The sequence below is a fragment of the Paraburkholderia sp. OAS925 genome (assembly GCF_040543975.1).
Lineage (GTDB): Bacteria > Pseudomonadota > Gammaproteobacteria > Burkholderiales > Burkholderiaceae > Paraburkholderia > Paraburkholderia graminis.
Genome location: NZ_JBEUNO010000001.1, coordinates 4121092 through 4136655, shown reverse-complemented (window position 1 = coordinate 4136655; position 15564 = coordinate 4121092). Strand labels below are relative to the sequence as shown.

Sequence of the window (15564 nt, the reverse complement as noted above, 5' to 3'; positions counted from 1 at the left end):
GCACTCAGCCGTGCCACACACCTCACGACAACCTGTCCCGCGCTCCAACAAACGCCGCTGCCCCACGCCCCGCCACCAACCCGCTCGCGAAACACGCCGTTAGCAGATAACCGCCCGTCGGCGCTTCCCAATCCAGCATTTCCCCGGCGCAGAAAACGCCCGGCAAACTTTCGATCATCAGATGCCGATCCAGCGCCTCGAACGGAATGCCGCCGGCGCTGCTGATCGCTTCCGCAATTGGCCGTGCGCGCAACAGCCGCACCGGCAGCGCCTTGATTGCGTGCGCGAGACGCGTCGAATCGGCGAAAACGTCCTTCGGCAGAATTTCGTGCAGCAGGGCCAGTTTTACACCGCTAATGCCGACTCTTCCCTGCAGATGGCTCGACATCGAACGTGAGCCGCGCGGCCTCGTCACTTCCGCGATCACCCGCTCGAGAGCCAAGCCCGGCGCCAGGTCCAGCGAGATCGTGAGTTCGCCGTCAGCGAGAATCCGCTCACGAATCGGCGCCGAAAGCGCATAGATCAGACTGCCTTCGAGGCCCGTTTCGGTCAGAAGTATTTCACCTTGTCGATTGTGGACTTTTCCGTCTACATCGGTCAGTGAAATGGCCACGGACTTCACCGGCTGACCGGCGAAACGCTCGCGCAGATAAGGGCTCCAGTCGGCGTCGAAGCCGCAGTTCGCGGGTTGCAGAGCGCGCACATCGACGCCTTGCGAGGTGATGAACGGCACCCACGCCGCGTCGGAGCCGAGCCGCGGCCAGCTTGCACCGCCCAGTGCCAGCACGACGGCGTCGCAGTCGACGAGCCGTTCGCCGTCAGGCGTCTCGAACCGCAAGCCGGCCGCCGCGTGCGCGGACGCGCCGGCTACACCGCCCGTTTGCAAGCCGTTCCAGCCGCTCCACTTGTGCCGCATGTGAAAGCGCACGCCGCCTTCCTTCAACCGATGCAGCCACGCACGCAGCATCGGCGCGGCTTTCATGTCGGTTGGGAACACACGCCCCGAACTGCCGACGAACGTCTCGACGCCAAGATCATGCAGCCAGGCGCGCAACGCGTCGGGACCGAACGCGTCGAAGAGCGGCGCGATCCACGGGCGGCGCGCGCCATAGCGATCGAGAAACGGCTCGAGCGGCTCCGAATGCGTGATGTTCATGCCGCCTTTGCCCGCCATCAGGAATTTGCGGCCGACGGAGGGCATCGCGTCGTAGACGTCGACCTGCACGCCTTCCAGGCAAAGCGCCTCGGCGGCCATCAAGCCGGCGGGTCCGCCGCCGATCACGGCGACCCGGGCGGAATCGAATGAAGATGACATGCGGGCCTGTGGAGAGGGGAAAAGGCGGCGCGCCGCCGCTGTAACTCACGGCTGAAGCCGAACGGCCGCGCAAAGCGCTGACTAGAAAATCAAGCTGCCGTGTCCGCGCTGCGAAGGGCGCTATTTTCACATTGCAGGCGGCCCGGAGCAAACGCGTGCACCGCCGCCACGGACGCCAGAACGCTACATTTCGGCGCGTCGATACCGCAGCACACGTCGGCGCGCCGCTTTGTTATTCAGCATCGCGAACTATAATTTTTGGACACCTTCCATCGGGCGCAATTCGCGTCGTTCCCGCGTCGATTCCACTGATCTTCGTTGCCGCACCGCATGCCGTGGCGTGACGGGTGAGCTGCGGGTTCGCGCCTTACGGCCCGCGTGGAGGTTCACATATATCGATCAAGGAGACTGCCATGACCCGCCATTACATCGACTGCCGGGAGTTCCCGAGCGAAATGAACTGCACGGTCGCGCTATCGGCCGATAACGAGAACGAACTGCTCGACGCGGCCGTACAGCACGCGGTCAGTGTGCACAAGCATGCCGACTCGCCGGAATTGCGCTCGCAATTGAGGACGCTCTTTCACGAAGGCACGCCGCCGGTAGAGGCGCCGCGCATGTGAATCGCGGATTCGAGCGTCGGATCTGAAGTCAGGCACGAGAGAACGAAGCGCCGACTCGCGGGGAGGCGAGCGGCGCTTTGGCCGCTCGCGCGAGTCGCGGCGTGGAACGCGCGTCGTCTGCACACGCGCTGCACGCGCGATTCACGAGCTTTCAGCTCGGATAAGCCTCGTCGACCTTGAGCCCGGCCAGCTTGAAGATCACGCGCAGCGTTTGTGGTTTGATGTCGCGCCGCGAAGCGAGCGTCGTCATCACGAAGTCCAGCACTTTCGCGTACTTGAGAAGCGTCAGGCATGTTTCCATGTCGACGCTGCCGTCGCGCATGACTTCGGCGAGGCGAAGCATTTCCGTCGAGATGTCGCGCGCCATCTCCAGCTCGAGCTGCTGTTTCTCCGTCCAGGCGGGCATGGCGGTGAGCTTCGCCATCATTTCCTGGAACTTCTGTTCGACGTTTCCGTTGGGTACCGTATCCATTGCTGCCTCTTCTATTGTCCGGGCGCGCGTCCAGTTGAGCTCGCGGCGCGCCGTCGGTTACGTAACGTTCGGCCCGTGTTACCGGACCGTCCTCCCCACATGCATTTGGGCCATGCGTTCGTGACGACGGCCGACAGCTTGTTGTTATAGGCACCACGGCTTATGCCTCTGGGACCACGGCGGCGCTGAACGGTTCTGCGAGAATCCGCGTCAGGCGCCAAACGACCCAGGTCGCGCCGGAAAGAGCAGGAAGCGTTCCAGGAACGCAGCGTTTCCTGCAACTTTTGCACGCTCGCCGGTGAAAGGGCCGCCGTTTGGGTAAACTGGCAGCAACTTATGCTCTTTTCCGTCACCTGACGCACGTTCACGCTGCATTTGCCGACGGTCCCCCACGATGTCCAGCAAAACCCACGAAATCCGCCCCAACCAGTCCATCGAGCTGCTCAAGGAACTGCATATCCTGACGCGCGACGGCAAGATGAACCAGGACAGCCGCCGCAAGCTGAAGCAGGTCTACCATCTGTTCCAGTTCATCGAGCCTCTGCTCAAGGACGTGAAGGACCAGAAGGGCGCGGTCACGCTCGTCGACCACGGCGCCGGCAAGTCATATCTAGGTTTTATCCTGTATGACCTGTTCTTCAAGGAGTTTCAGGATGCCGCGGGTGGGGCGTCGCACATTTACGGCATCGAAACGCGCGAAGAACTCGTGACCCGCTCGCAGGAACTGGCGGCGCGGCTCGGCTTCAAGGGCATGTCGTTTCTGAATCTGTCGGTGGCGGAATCCATTACGTCGGACAAACTGCCGGCGCAAATCGACATTGTCACGGCGCTTCACGCGTGCAATACCGCAACCGACGACGCCATTCGCTTCGCCCTCGAAAAGAAGGCTAAATACATCGTGGTGGTGCCGTGTTGCCAGGCCGAAGTGGCGGGCGTTTTACGTCAAAACAAAAGTAAATCGCTGGGTCACGCATTAACGGAAATCTGGCGGCATCCGTTGCATACGCGCGAATTCGGCAGCCAGATTACCAACGTGCTGCGCTGCCTGCAATTAGAGGCACACGGTTATCAGGTCAGCGTAACCGAACTGGTGGGCTGGGAGCATTCGATGAAAAACGAACTGATCATCGCCCAGTTCAAGGACTTGCCGCGTCGGCGCCCGGCCGAGCGGCTCAGCGAAGTGATGCAGACACTGGGTATCGAGGAACTGAAAGAGCGGTTTTTCGTTTCCGCCTGAATCAGATTTTCATCAATTTATTCCAGCCGGCCAATCCGATTCGCCGCAGTGTTTCCTGATTCCGCTCGTAGATTTGTTCGGCATCGGGAAACGCCTGAACCGCGCGCTCAATACTGTCTTCTCTGAGTAAATGCAGAATCGGATACGGCGCGCGATTCGTGTAATTCTCAATGTCGTCGGGATCGGCGCCTTCGAACTGATACAACGGGTGAAAACTCGCAATCTGGATAATGCCTTCGAGCCGAAGCTGCTTCAGCATTCTTTCGGCGAAGAATAGCGCGTCGTTGTAATCGAGAAAATCGCCTAGCGCTTGAGGCAGGATTAGCAGCGTCGTGTCCACGGTCGCCGGGTCCGCGGCGACTAGCGTGTTCAGTTCGTTTTCCAGATCGGCCAGCACGCCTTCCAGGTTTATCGCATCGCTCACGGCGTAGCGGATTTGCCCTTTCACATGCACGGCCTTGGCGAACGGGCACAAGTTGAGCCCGATGACGGCCTCAGTCAGCCAGTGACGGGTGGCGGCAACGACAGCATCGTGCGATTCGGCGGGCAACGGCATGGCAGGCGGCAAGCGGCGGGAGAGGCAAAGCGCCATTTTAACGGGCGCGCGTGTGTCTGCGTTGCGCCACTGCCGCAAGAAATTGGACCAGCAAACAAAGCCTAAGACGCTGGCTTCGCACCGCAAGCCCCCGCGATCAATAACGCCGCCGCTTTCGGCGCGGCGAGCACCGGCCCCGATCCCGCGCGATACGTCTGGCTCGCCGCGTACACGCCCTCGATCAGCAAAGCGAGCGCGTTCGCCAGCATCTCGGGATCGTCCGCGCCGGCGGCCGTCGCCAGTTCCGTCAGGCGCGCGAGCAGGCGCTCCTTGTTCCGAAACACGAACTGGCGGGCCGCGTGTTCGGTATCGGAAAACTCGACGGCGACGTTCACGAACGGACAGCCGCGATAATCTTCAAGCGACGCCCGCGCCGCGAGGTCGTCGAAATATTGCTGCAACTGCTTCGCCGGCTCGCCGGGATGTTTCGCGAAGCTCTTCTCCACGTAACCGAAGAATTGCGCGTCCTTGCGCTCGAGATAGGCCATCACGAGTTCGTCTTTCGACGAAAATTGGCGGTACAAACTCATCTTGTTCACGCCGGCCCGCTCGACAACCGCATCGACGCCGACCGCCCGCACGCCTTCGCGATAGAAGAGTTCGTCCGCGGCGCGCAGCAAATGCTGCTGCGCTTCGGGGCCGGTCGTCTGCGTTGCGCGCACGCGCCGTGAGGCGGGCACAGTCGCAGCGCGCGAACCGGCTCGTTTGGAGGTATGGCTTTCAGACATGGACGGCCCCTTGATTCAATCGACGCCTTGACATGTTACCGACCGGTAACTAAGATCGCAACACTGATTGTGACTGATCTGTCACAAGTCCCTTACGGAAACCGTAATAGTACGAACACGAACCGTGCGGGCAACTCGAATCCGCGCGATAGGAGAGCCGATGAACTGGGCAGCAAGACTGATAGGCAGGCGTTTTCACTACGGCTGGTTGACGGTCGCGGTGGTGTTTCTGGTGTTGCTCGCGGCCGCCGGCACGCGCGCCACGCCGAGCGTGATGATGGTGCCGCTCGAGCATCAGTTCGGCTGGAGCCGCGCGACGATTTCGCTCGCGATCTCGGTCAACATCGCGCTCTACGGGTTGATGGGGCCGTTCGCGGCGGCGGCCATGCAGCGCTTCGGCGTGCGTCCCACGCTGCTGATCGCGCTCGGCACGATGGCGGCGGGCGTCGCGCTGTCCTCGCTGATGACCCAGCCGTGGCAGATGATCCTCGTCTGGGGCGTGATGGTCGGCGGCTCGACGGGTGTGGCGGCGCTGTCGTTGTCGGCGACTGTGGTGACGCGCTGGTTCACCACGCACCGCGGGCTCGTGATGGGTATTCTCACGGCGAGTTCGGCGACCGGCCAACTCGTGTTCCTGCCGATGCTCGCGGCCATCGCCGAGCATTACGGCTGGCGTCAGGTCGTGTGGGTCGTCGCGGCGGCTGCGGCGATCGTGCTGCCGCTCGTCGCCTTTTTGCTGCCGGAGCGTCCGTCGGATGTCGCGCTGCGTCCCTACGGCGAGCCGCATGACGCACCCGCGGCCGCTACGGCCACGAAGCAGAATCCGCTCGCGATCGCGTTCGGCACGCTTGCCATGGCGAGCAAGACGCGCGATTTCTGGCTGCTGTTCTTCAGCTTCTTCATTTGCGGCGCAAGCACGAACGGCTATGTCGGCACTCACCTGATCGCGATGTGCGGCGATTACGGGATGACCGAAGTGCAGGGCGCGTCGCTGCTGGCCGCGATGGGCATCTTCGATCTGTTCGGCACGACGCTCTCCGGCTGGCTGTCCGACCGCTTCAATAGCCGTGTGCTGCTGTTCTGGTATTACGGGCTGCGCGGCTTGTCGCTGATGTATCTGCCGCACGCCTTTGGCATCGACTTTTTCGGTTTGCCGCTTTTCGCCGTGTTCTACGGGCTCGACTGGATCGCGACCGTGCCGCCGACCGTGCGTCTCGCCACGGACGTCTACGGCAAGGAGGCGGCGCCTGTGGTGTTCGGCTGGGTTGTGGCCGGGCATCAGCTCGGCGCGGCGTTCGCGGCGCTCGGCGCGGGCATGCTGCGCGCGAGCCTCGGCACATACACGGTGGCGTCGATGATTTCGGGCGGTTTGTGTCTCGTGGCCGCGGTCATCGTGTTGCGGATCAACCGGCCCGCCAAGGCGCCGGAGCCGCAGCCGATCTGACGCCACACATGGAGTAACGCGGGCGGCGCTGCGGCGCACCCGCGTCTTGCCATCTGAGCAAAAAGAACCGTACGCATTGGGCAGCGCGCGTGTCGAACCTTGGGTATGCTATGTGGCCTCGGGCAGCCGCCCGCGATCATGAATTTCTATTGAGAGAAGCGCATGACCCACAAACCCGCCCCTACCGAAGTTGCCATTCACGAGTTGATTGCCGGTCGCTGGAGCCCGCGCGCGTATTCGAGCGAACCGGTGAGCCGCGACAATCTGCGCGCAGTGCTCGAAGCGGCTCGCTGGGCGCCTTCGTCGTATAACGCGCAGCCCTGGCGTTTTCTGGTGTTCGACCGCAGCGCCGACGAAGTGGCGTTCAAGCAGGCGTTCGCCACGCTGGTGCCGTTCAACCAGGGCTGGAACGCGCCCGCGCCCGTGCTGATCGCCGTGACCGCGCAAACGCGCACCGCCAAGGGCGAAGTGAATCGCTGCGCGCAATATGACGCCGGCGCAGCCGCGATGGCGCTCGTGCTGCAGGCGCATGCGCTCGGCCTCGCCGCGCATCAGATGAGCGGCTTCGACCAGAACGCGTTCCGCACCGCTTTCGATCTGCCGAACGACGTCGAACCGATTGCGATGATTTCGCTTGGCCATTACGGCGAGGTCGACAAGCTCGACCCGGTTCTGCGCGAACGCGAGAAGTCGGTGCGCCAGCGTTTGCCGCTTGCGGAAATCGCCTACAGCGGCGGCTGGAAGAAGCCGTTCTGAGCTAGCTTACGTTGCTGGATACGTCGGGAAGAAACGCGCGGCGCCGACCGCGCGTTTTTTTATCGGCTGCGTAAAAGCGACTTCGTTAAGCCGCCTCGTCATCGCTCACGCTCGAAAGCGGCGTGGCCACATGCTCGAGAGACTTGCGCTCGGCATCCACGCCCCAGATCGCCGCGATCACGGCGGCCGCGAGCATCAGCGCGGAGCCGACCAGATAACCCGAGAACACCTCGCTGCGCTGATGCGTGTCGATCAGCCGTCCGAAGAAAGCCGGGCCGGCGATCCCGCCGAGCGCCGTGCCGAACGCGTAAAACACGGCGATGGCGAGCGCGCGGATCTCCAGCGGAAACGATTCGCTCACGGTGAGATAAGCCGAACTCGCCGCAGCCGACGCGAAGAAGAAAATCACCATCCACGAGGCGGTCTGCGTGACGACCGTCAGCACATGCTGCTGGAACAGGTAGCCGCTTACCGTCAGCAAAATCGCCGAAATGCCGTAGGTCGACGCAATCATCTTGCGCCGCCCGATCACGTCGAACAGCCGGCCGAGCATCAGCGGCCCGAGAAAATTGCCGAGCGCGAAGGGCAGCAGATACCAGCCGATATGGTCGCCCGGCACGCCGTAGAAGTCCGTCAGCACCAGCGCGTAGGTGAAAAAAATGGCGTTGTAGAAGAACGCCTGCGCGGTCATCAGCGAAAGGCCGACCAGCGCGCGCCGTCGATGCAGATTGAAAAGCGTGTGGAACACCTCGCGCAGCGGCGTGTGGCCGCGCGCACGCAGACGCAGGCGCGTGAGGCCGTCGGCGGCCAGCGCGTGACCTTCGCTGCGAAAACGCGTTTCGATTCCTTCGACGATCGCGCGCGCGTCGCGCTCGTGCCCGTGCGTGAGCAGCCAGCGCGGGCTTTCGGGCACCCAGATGCGCATCGGCAAGATGGTTAATGCGAGCACGGCGCCGATCAGAAAGCACGCGCGCCAGCCCCAGTCGCCCGGCAGCAGGTTCGGATCGAGCAGGATCAGCGAACCGGCGGCGCCGAGACCCGCGCCGACCCAGAACGTGCCGTTGATGGCGAGATCGATCCAGCCGCGCACGCGAGGCGGCGTGAACTCCTGAATCGTCGAATTGATCGCGGTGTATTCGCCGCCGATGCCCGCGCCCGTCAGAAAGCGGAACAGCAGGAAACTGGCGAGATTCCACGACACGGCGGTCGCCGCAGTCGCCGTCAGATAGACCGCGAGCGTGATGAAGAAGAGCTTGCGCCGGCCCAGCCGGTCCGTGAGCCAGCCGAAGCCGAGTGCGCCGAGCACCGCGCCGGCAATGTAGGCGCTGCCGGCGAGCCCCACGTCCGCGTTGGTGAAATGCAGTGACGGGCTAGACTTCAACGCGCTCGCGACCGCTCCGGCGAGCGTCACTTCGAGTCCGTCGAGAAGCCACGTCACGCCCAGCGCGACGACGATCAACGTGTGAAAGCGCCCCCACGGCAGGCGGTCGAGCCGGGACGGCAAATCCGTTTCGATGATCCCGGCGGTTTTTCGCTGGACGTCGGCGGCAGGCGGCGCGCTCATTGCTGGTGGTCTCCTGAATCGTTGAAATGCGGCGGCTCGAACTGGCCTATGCAGCAACTTCTATTCCGCGCCTCCAGTGCACCATTGGGCACCTTCGCGCTTTTGGCAAGTTGATGCTGATCCGGCTTTCGTGATACAAAGCCGCTCCTACCTGTGCGCGCCAGCCGTGAGCGGCCATTCCTGCCATGAACTATTGCGCGATTGACTTCGGTACTTCCAACTCGGCCGTAGCCGTTCCTGACGGCGCGGCGCTCAGGCTCGCAGCCGTCGAAGGCGCTTATACGACGCTGCCTACGTCGGTGTTCTTCAATACCGACGAAGACACCCGCGAGTTCGGACGCGCGGCGCTCGCGGCGTACATCGACGGTTTCGACGGGCGGCTGATGCGCTCGATGAAAAGCATCCTCGGCTCGCCGCTTGCCGACCATTCGACCGATCTCGGCGACGGCACGGCGATCAAGTACACCGATATCATCGCGATCTTCCTCGACCATCTGAAGCGCTCGGCGGAGAAAGCCACAGGCGCGCCGATCGAGCGCGCGGTGCTGGGCCGCCCGGTGTTCTTCGTCGACGACGATCCGCGCGCCGATCAGATGGCGCAAAAGCAGCTCGAAGCGGCGGCACGCGCGGTGGGCCTGCGGGACATTCACTTCCAGTATGAGCCGATCGCGGCCGCATTCGACTACGAATCGCGCCTCACGCAGGAAGGGCTCGTGCTGGTGGCCGACATCGGCGGCGGTACGTCGGACTTTTCGCTGGTGCGCGTCGGACCGGAGCGGATGAACCGCGTCGAGCGCAAGAACGACGTGCTGGCCCATCACGGCGTGCACGTCGCGGGCACGGACTTCGATCGCCGCGTCGAACTGGCGACGATTCTGCGCGAGCTCGGCTATCAGTCGCTCGACCCCGAAGGCCGCGAACTTCCGAACCGCGTCTATTTCGATCTGGCGACGTGGCACCTGATCAATACCGTTTATGCACCGAAGCGCGTCAGCGAACTGGCGCTCATGCGGCACCTGTTCACCGAAGTTAAACACCATGATCGCCTGATGCGCGTGGTGGAGCGGCGCCTCGGTCACGCTCTGGCCGCGCATGCGGAAGAGGCGAAGATCGGCGTCGCCGCGGGCGGCGAGACGGTGATCGATCTCGACGAAGTCGAAGACGATCTGCGCCTTGCATTCGACGAGGCGCAACTCATCGAAGCGGGAGAGGACGAAACGCGCCGCATCGTGGCGGCGGCGCGCGACACCGTGCAGACAGCCGGCGTGTCGATTCGCGACGTGAGCGCGATTTACTTCACGGGCGGCTCGACCGGCCTCGCGTTTCTGTCCGGCGCGTTGGCGGCGGCATTCCCCGATGCCGAAGCGGTATTCGGCGACCGTCTCGCGAGTGTCGCAACGGGACTCGGCATTCACGCGCGGCGCGTGTTCGCGTAACTGCGAACCGCCGCTTTATATTGCGAAGATAATCGCCGCGCGCGAACTCGGCGAATTGCCGGCGCAATAAAAAACCCCGCCGAGGCGGGGTTTTTTTGCGTCCAGAAGGAAGCAGCGTAGCGCTTACACCGGCTTGATGTTAGCTGCTTGCTTGCCCTTCGGGCCCGTCTTCACTTCAAACGTAACCTTTTGGTTTTCTTGCAGCGTCTTGAAGCCTTCCGTGCGGATTTCCGAGAAATGCGCGAACAGATCTTCGCCGCCGCCGTCCGGGGTGATGAAGCCAAAGCCCTTTGCGTCATTGAACCACTTGACGGTACCGGTTTCCATATTACTTGTTCCTAAAGATGGTGAATAAGGCCGAAGCCCGTTGAGTGCATGAAAATCAAGGAAGGGGGTAATGGGACCAACCGGAGTACCGTTGATGGGCGAACTACGAAAGACCAATTCACTCGCCGCTTGAAATCCTGCCCGAACGTTATACGGCGATTTCGAGAGAAGGTCAACACTCGGCGCCCAACTTTACAAAAATTCGCGATACCGCCCCGAAAAGTTGCTTACAAAGCTTGCGGAGTCGGCGGATTTTTTGCTAGGGAGAACCCTTAGTTTCACTGCAGGCGCCGGGTGCAACCGTTAAACTACGCGCCCGCGCCGGTTGCACCATTGGGATAACCGTCGCGCATACATGCGCGTCACCCGTTTTCTCGTCATAAGCGCGATTCATGGGGTGCCGACGTGGTTCTGAAACAGGAGAAGACGTGAAAAGTTCTATACAACGGAACATCGGGCCCTTCGCACTCATGCTGACCGGCCTGGGTTCGATCATCGGCTCGGGCTGGCTGTTCGGCGCGTGGAAGGCCGCGAAAATCGCGGGCCCGGCGTCGATCTGCGCGTGGATCATCGGCGCCGTCGTGATTCTCGCGATCGCGCTGACCTACGCCGAGCTGGGCGCGATGTTCCCGGAATCGGGCGGCATGGTGCGCTACGCGCGCTATTCGCACGGCGCGCTGGTGGGCTTCATCAGCGCGTGGGCCAACTGGATCGCCATTGTTTCGGTGATTCCGATCGAGGCCGAAGCATCCATTCAATACATGAGCACGTGGCCGTATCCGTGGGCGCATGCTTTATTCGTCGATGGCTCGTTGACTACGACCGGGCTGCTACTCTCGGCGGTCCTCGTAGTTATCTATTTCCTGCTGAACTACTGGGGCGTGAAGCTGTTCGCGCGCGCCAACTCGGCCATCACGATCTTCAAGTTTCTGATTCCGGGCGCGACCATCCTCGGACTGATGCTGACGGGCTTCCACAAGGAAAACTTCGGCGAAGTGAGCACGTTTGCGCCGTATGGCTGGTCGGCGGTGCTGACGGCGGTCGCGACAAGCGGCATCGTGTTCGCATTCAACGGTTTCCAAAGCCCGATCAACCTGGCGGGTGAAGCGCGCAATCCGGCCAAAAGCGTGCCGTTCGCAGTGATCGGCTCGATCCTGCTCGCGCTCGTCATCTACGTGTTGCTGCAGGTCGCGTATATCGGCGCCGTCAGCCCGACTGACGTGATGAAGGGCTGGAGCCACTTCAATTTCGCTTCGCCGTTCGCGGAACTGGCGATCGCGCTGAACCTGAACTGGCTCGCGATTCTGCTGTACGTCGACGCCTTCGTCAGCCCGAGCGGCACCGGCACGACCTACATGGCGACCACCACGCGCATGATCTACGCGATGGAGCGCAACAACACGATGCCGAAGATTTTCGGCAGCGTGCATCCGTTCTACGGCGTGCCGCGTCCGGCGATGTGGTTCAACCTGCTGGTCTCGTTCATCTTCCTGTTCTTTTTCCGCGGATGGAGCTCCCTCGCGGCGGTGATTTCGGTTGCGACCGTAATCTCGTACCTGACCGGCCCGATCAGCCTGATGGCGCTGCGCCGCGCAGCGACGGACCTCGAGCGCCCGCTGCACATCCCCGGCATGCAGGTGATCGCGCCGTTCGCGTTCGTATGCGCGTCGCTGATCCTGTACTGGGCAAAGTGGCCGCTGACGGGCGAAATCATTCTGCTGATGGTCGTCGCGCTGCCGGTGTACTTCTACTTCCAGGCGAAGTCGGGCTTCGGCGGCTGGGGCCGCGACCTGAAGGCGGCGTGGTGGCTGGTCGCTTATTTGCCGGTGATGGCGATCCTCTCGCTCATCGGCAGCAAGGAGTTCGGCGGTCGTGGCGTTCTGCCGTACGGCTGGGACATGCTGGTCGTGATCGCGTTCTCGCTCGTCTTCTATTACTGGGGCGTGAATAGCGGCTATCGCTCGGAGTATCTGGAAGAGCGTCAGACGCACGACGAAGTGCTCGAAGGAATGGGCGCGCACTGAGGTGCCGCGCTGCGCCGGGCGGTTGATGGTCCGGCTGCATGCTAAAAAAGCCCGTCTGAGTTTTTGCTCAGGCGGGCTTTTGTTTTTGCTTTTTGCTTTTGCCGCGGACGCCGCGAGTCGTTCTTTGTCGGGTCCGGCGCTCAGGCCGTGCCGAACACGTAGTTCGTCATGGCGAGCGAGCGCTGATAGGTGCCGAGCGATTGAATTGCCAGCGAGTAATCGTCGTCGGCGGCACCGAGCGCTGCGAAGACCGGCAGCAGATGCTCGTCGGTCGGGTGCATCAGCACCGCATGCGGCGCTTTGTGGCGATAGTCCAGCAACGCGTCGATGTCGCGCGCGGCGAGCCGTGCTTCGAACCAGTCGGTGAATTCGGCGACGCGCGGGTCGGCATCTTCCGGCCGCGCGGAAAAATCGGCGGCGCGCAGATTGTGCGTGATCTGGCCCGAGCCGATCACCATCACGCCGTCGTCCCTCAACGCGCGCAGCGCGCGGCCGACCCGAAAGTGATGCGCGGCGTCGAGGCGCGGTTGGATCGACAACTGCGCGACGGGCACGTCCGCATCCGGAAACATCAGCAGCATCGGCACCCATGCGCCGTGGTCGAGCCCGTGCGGCTCTTCGCCGGCGTGCATGCCGCTGTCGCGAAGCAGCGCGGCGGCGCGTCGCGCGAGATCGGCCGCGCCGGGCGCCGGATACTGGATCTCATATAACTGGCGCGGAAACCCGTAGAAATCGTGGATGGTTTCGGGCTTGGCGGCAGTGCTCGCCACCGGCTGCGCGGTGCCCCAATGCGCGGATAGCATCAACACGGACTCGGGACGCGGCAATTGCGCGCTCAGCGTCGCAAACTCGGCGGACGGCAGCGACGGATCGATCGGCAGCGTCGGCGCGCCGTGGGAAAGAAAAAGCGAAGGCAAGCGGTTCATGGCAGCGACGCGCTGTGAGGCGCGGACGAAGTTCGGTTGCTGTCAATATAGAGCCGCACCGTCGTTTGATAAACGGGTGAAAGCGGAATTGATTGTCTTGCGGTGGTTGGTAATCTCGGCGGACGGACGACCGATTACCCCTGGTCACCGCCTCGTAATCCGGCCCACGCCGGCGATAGCGCCGGTCCCAACGCAAACAGATCCAGCACGCGGGCAACCGTGTGATCGACCATGTCGTCAATCGTCGCTGGTTGGTTGTAAAACGCAGGCAAGGGCGGAAAGATCACGCCACCCATCTCCGTCACCGCCGTCATATTGCGCAGATGCGCGAGATTGAACGGCGTTTCGCGCACCAGCAGCACGAGCCGGCGGCGCTCCTTGAGGGTGACGTCGGCGGCGCGGGTGATCAGGTTGTCGGAGAAACCATGTGCGACGCTCGCGAGCGTTTTCATCGAACACGGCGCGACGACCATGCCGTCCGTCGCAAACGAACCGGACGCGATGCTCGCGCCCATGTCGCGCACCGAATGGACGACGTCCGCGAGCGGATGCACGTCTTCCTTCGACAACTGCAATTCGTGGCGGATATTGAGCCAGCCGGCGCTCGAAATCAGCAGATGACTTTCGACGCCGCCGAGCTTGCGCAACGTCTGAAGCAAGCGGATGCCGTATATGGCGCCGGTCGCGCCGGTGATGGCGACGATCAGCCGGCGTGGCGCCGCAGCGCGTGTTTCCATGACTGGCGGCGCCTCGTAGGAACAGCTTCGGACTGAACGATCAGGCCGCGGCGAACAGTTGCTGCAATTCGCCCGATTCGTACATTTCCATCATGATGTCCGAGCCGCCGACGAATTCGCCCTTCACATAAAGCTGCGGAATGGTCGGCCAGTTCGAGAACTGCTTGATGCCCTGGCGAACTTCGTCGTCTTCGAGGACGTTGACCGTCTTGAACTCGTTGACATTGCACGCCTTCAGGATCTGGATGGCGCGGCCGGAAAAGCCGCACATCGGGAACTGGGCGCTGCCCTTCATGAAGAGCACGACGTTGTTTTCGTCGACGATTTGCTTGATGCGTTGTTGCGTATCCATGACTGACCTTGCGGTTCCGAGTATGTGTAGGGAATAGGCTGAAATGATAGCGGATTTCGCCCGCACCGGCCGACGGCCGCTTTGTCCATCCGCGCGTTGCGGCTATTGCGGCGGCTTGCGTCAGCTAGCGTGCTGAGGTATCAGCATGTCAGCGTGCTCAGCCGGCAAGCCGCCCGCCGCTGATTCGCTCGATGCCCGCAAGGTCGCGCTCCGATCTGACATCCACGAAGCCTTGCCCTGTCAGAAGTTCGCGGACGGCTTCGGCCTGATCGTAGCCGTGCTCCATCCACAGAACGCCGCGCGCGGCAAGACGCGCGGGCGCGCCGGCGACGATCGCGCGGATCGCGCTGAGGCCGTCGGCTTCGTCGGTGAGCGCGCCGCGCGGCTCGTAGCGCAAGTCGCCTTGCTCCAGATGCGGGTCGCCGCTCGCGATATACGGCGGGTTGCTCACGATCACGTCAAAGCGCAGCGCCGTATCCAGCGAGCCGTACCAGTCGCTTTGCGCGAACGTCACGGCGCCGCCTGGCCGTTTCGCATCCAGCAGACGCGCGGCGTTGCGCGCCGCGACCGCGAGCGCTTCCGCCGAACGGTCGAGCGCGGTCATTTGCGCGTCCGGGCGCATCGACGCGATCGCCAGTGCAATGGCGCCCGTGCCGGTGCCGAGATCGAGCACGCGCGGGCGCGGAAGATTTTCCATCGCCGTGAGCGCCGTTTCGACCAGCAATTCGGTCTCCGGACGCGGAATCAGCACATGCGGCGTCACCTCGAACTCAAGCCCGAAGAACTCGCGGACGCCGACCAGTTGCGCAATCGGTTCGCCGGCCACGCGCCGCGCCTGCAACGCGAGATAACGCTCGACGCACTCGCTGTCGAGCGCTTCGTCCGCGCGCGTGATCAACTGCGTATGGCGCCAGCCGAGCACATGCGTGAGCAAAATGCGCGCTTCGAGCGGCGGCAGCGGCGAGGCGCGCAACAACGCCGCGGGCGTGGCCGCCTGGTCGCGATTGGGCGGCGCGTTCGCGGTCATC

Annotated in this window: 16 protein-coding genes; 6 read left to right on the top strand and 10 right to left on the bottom strand. The window is 63.0% G+C overall.

Annotated features, from left to right (window positions below; all coding sequences use genetic code 11):
• Positions 1-22: 22 nt before the first annotated feature.
• Positions 23-1315 (bottom strand): TIGR03862 family flavoprotein, encoded by a 1293-nt coding sequence (locus ABIE53_RS18180; protein WP_107710949.1) that lies wholly within the window; start codon positions 1313-1315, stop codon positions 23-25.
• A 413-nt stretch (positions 1316-1728) separates the two neighbouring features.
• Here ABIE53_RS18180 and ABIE53_RS18175 point away from each other — a divergent pair, with 413 nt between their 5' ends.
• A complete protein-coding gene (locus ABIE53_RS18175; RefSeq protein WP_053859095.1) occupies positions 1729-1938 on the top strand; it encodes a DUF1059 domain-containing protein in 210 nt (69 codons plus the stop codon).
• Positions 1939-2089: 151 nt separating this feature from the next.
• On the opposite strand, the gene ABIE53_RS18170 is transcribed toward ABIE53_RS18175, so the two are convergent.
• Entirely contained in the window at positions 2090-2410 is a 321-nt protein-coding gene (locus ABIE53_RS18170; RefSeq protein WP_006052307.1) for a type II toxin-antitoxin system HicA family toxin, read from the bottom strand.
• Between the two features lie 394 nt (positions 2411-2804).
• On the opposite strand from ABIE53_RS18170, the gene ABIE53_RS18165 reads away from it, so the two are divergent.
• The gene (locus ABIE53_RS18165) at positions 2805-3647 is read left to right on the top strand and encodes a class I SAM-dependent methyltransferase (RefSeq protein WP_053858801.1); all 843 of its coding nucleotides are present in this window, start codon (positions 2805-2807) and stop codon (positions 3645-3647) included.
• 1 nt (position 3648) lies between these two features.
• Here ABIE53_RS18165 and ABIE53_RS18160 read toward each other — a convergent pair whose 3' ends face one another.
• Together ABIE53_RS18160 and ABIE53_RS18155 are read right to left on the bottom strand one after the other, a co-directional pair.
• Positions 3649-4203, bottom strand: coding sequence for a DUF1415 domain-containing protein (locus tag ABIE53_RS18160; RefSeq protein WP_107710950.1), 555 nt, complete (start codon positions 4201-4203; stop codon positions 3649-3651).
• Between the two features lie 101 nt (positions 4204-4304).
• The gene (locus ABIE53_RS18155) at positions 4305-4970 is read right to left on the bottom strand and encodes a TetR/AcrR family transcriptional regulator (protein WP_107710951.1); all 666 of its coding nucleotides are present in this window, start codon (positions 4968-4970) and stop codon (positions 4305-4307) included.
• A 160-nt stretch (positions 4971-5130) separates the two neighbouring features.
• On the opposite strand from ABIE53_RS18155, the gene ABIE53_RS18150 reads away from it, so the two are divergent.
• Together ABIE53_RS18150 and ABIE53_RS18145 are read left to right on the top strand one after the other, a co-directional pair.
• Entirely contained in the window at positions 5131-6414 is a 1284-nt protein-coding gene (locus ABIE53_RS18150) for an MFS transporter (protein WP_053858798.1), read from the top strand.
• Positions 6415-6576: 162 nt separating this feature from the next.
• Positions 6577-7170 carry a nitroreductase family protein gene (locus tag ABIE53_RS18145; RefSeq protein WP_006052312.1) on the top strand — a complete coding sequence of 198 codons (594 nt, stop codon included), beginning with the start codon at positions 6577-6579 and terminating at the stop codon, positions 7168-7170.
• An 85-nt stretch (positions 7171-7255) separates the two neighbouring features.
• Here ABIE53_RS18145 and ABIE53_RS18140 read toward each other — a convergent pair whose 3' ends face one another.
• Positions 7256-8734 (bottom strand): MFS transporter, encoded by a 1479-nt coding sequence (locus tag ABIE53_RS18140; RefSeq protein ID WP_006052313.1) that lies wholly within the window; start codon positions 8732-8734, stop codon positions 7256-7258.
• Between the two features lie 185 nt (positions 8735-8919).
• Here ABIE53_RS18140 and ABIE53_RS18135 point away from each other — a divergent pair, with 185 nt between their 5' ends.
• A complete protein-coding gene (locus tag ABIE53_RS18135; protein WP_107710952.1) occupies positions 8920-10170 on the top strand; it encodes an Hsp70 family protein in 1251 nt (416 codons plus the stop codon).
• A gap of 123 nt (positions 10171-10293) precedes the next feature.
• Here ABIE53_RS18135 and ABIE53_RS18130 read toward each other — a convergent pair whose 3' ends face one another.
• Positions 10294-10497 (bottom strand): cold-shock protein, encoded by a 204-nt coding sequence (locus tag ABIE53_RS18130; RefSeq protein ID WP_007180251.1) that lies wholly within the window; start codon positions 10495-10497, stop codon positions 10294-10296.
• Between the two features lie 428 nt (positions 10498-10925).
• Here ABIE53_RS18130 and ABIE53_RS18125 point away from each other — a divergent pair, with 428 nt between their 5' ends.
• Complete coding sequence (locus ABIE53_RS18125; protein ID WP_006052754.1) at positions 10926-12521, top strand: APC family permease; 1596 nt, start codon at positions 10926-10928, stop codon at positions 12519-12521.
• Positions 12522-12661: 140 nt separating this feature from the next.
• On the opposite strand, the gene ABIE53_RS18120 is transcribed toward ABIE53_RS18125, so the two are convergent.
• From ABIE53_RS18120 to prmC, 4 genes are all read right to left on the bottom strand, one after another.
• Complete coding sequence (locus tag ABIE53_RS18120; RefSeq protein WP_029971295.1) at positions 12662-13447, bottom strand: DODA-type extradiol aromatic ring-opening family dioxygenase; 786 nt, start codon at positions 13445-13447, stop codon at positions 12662-12664.
• A 134-nt stretch (positions 13448-13581) separates the two neighbouring features.
• Complete coding sequence (locus ABIE53_RS18115) at positions 13582-14184, bottom strand: UbiX family flavin prenyltransferase (RefSeq protein WP_107710953.1); 603 nt, start codon at positions 14182-14184, stop codon at positions 13582-13584.
• A 40-nt stretch (positions 14185-14224) separates the two neighbouring features.
• A complete protein-coding gene (gene grxD, locus ABIE53_RS18110) occupies positions 14225-14536 on the bottom strand; it encodes a Grx4 family monothiol glutaredoxin (RefSeq protein ID WP_006052757.1) in 312 nt (103 codons plus the stop codon).
• A 157-nt stretch (positions 14537-14693) separates the two neighbouring features.
• Positions 14694-15563, bottom strand: coding sequence for a peptide chain release factor N(5)-glutamine methyltransferase (gene prmC / locus ABIE53_RS18105; RefSeq protein WP_114156511.1), 870 nt, complete (start codon positions 15561-15563; stop codon positions 14694-14696).
• Between the last annotated feature and the right edge of the window lies 1 nt (position 15564).

Excerpts from the sequence above, each read along its gene's own strand:
- ABIE53_RS18180 (WP_107710949.1), bottom strand. The coding sequence starts at position 1,315 with ATGTCATCTTCATTCGATTCCGCCCGGGTCGCCGTGATCGGCGGCGGA.
- ABIE53_RS18175 (WP_053859095.1), top strand. The coding sequence starts at position 1,729 with ATGACCCGCCATTACATCGACTGCCGGGAGTTCCCGAGCGAAATGAAC.
- ABIE53_RS18170 (WP_006052307.1), bottom strand. The coding sequence starts at position 2,410 with ATGGATACGGTACCCAACGGAAACGTCGAACAGAAGTTCCAGGAAATG.
- ABIE53_RS18165 (WP_053858801.1), top strand. The coding sequence starts at position 2,805 with ATGTCCAGCAAAACCCACGAAATCCGCCCCAACCAGTCCATCGAGCTG.
- ABIE53_RS18160 (WP_107710950.1), bottom strand. The coding sequence starts at position 4,203 with ATGCCGTTGCCCGCCGAATCGCACGATGCTGTCGTTGCCGCCACCCGT.
- ABIE53_RS18155 (WP_107710951.1), bottom strand. The coding sequence starts at position 4,970 with ATGTCTGAAAGCCATACCTCCAAACGAGCCGGTTCGCGCGCTGCGACT.
- ABIE53_RS18150 (WP_053858798.1), top strand. The coding sequence starts at position 5,131 with ATGAACTGGGCAGCAAGACTGATAGGCAGGCGTTTTCACTACGGCTGG.
- ABIE53_RS18145 (WP_006052312.1), top strand. The coding sequence starts at position 6,577 with ATGACCCACAAACCCGCCCCTACCGAAGTTGCCATTCACGAGTTGATT.
- ABIE53_RS18140 (WP_006052313.1), bottom strand. The coding sequence starts at position 8,734 with ATGAGCGCGCCGCCTGCCGCCGACGTCCAGCGAAAAACCGCCGGGATC.
- ABIE53_RS18135 (WP_107710952.1), top strand. The coding sequence starts at position 8,920 with ATGAACTATTGCGCGATTGACTTCGGTACTTCCAACTCGGCCGTAGCC.
- ABIE53_RS18130 (WP_007180251.1), bottom strand. The coding sequence starts at position 10,497 with ATGGAAACCGGTACCGTCAAGTGGTTCAATGACGCAAAGGGCTTTGGC.
- ABIE53_RS18120 (WP_029971295.1), bottom strand. The coding sequence starts at position 13,447 with ATGAACCGCTTGCCTTCGCTTTTTCTTTCCCACGGCGCGCCGACGCTG.
- ABIE53_RS18115 (WP_107710953.1), bottom strand. The coding sequence starts at position 14,184 with ATGGAAACACGCGCTGCGGCGCCACGCCGGCTGATCGTCGCCATCACC.
- grxD (WP_006052757.1), bottom strand. The coding sequence starts at position 14,536 with ATGGATACGCAACAACGCATCAAGCAAATCGTCGACGAAAACAACGTC.
- prmC (WP_114156511.1), bottom strand. The coding sequence starts at position 15,563 with ATGACCGCGAACGCGCCGCCCAATCGCGACCAGGCGGCCACGCCCGCG.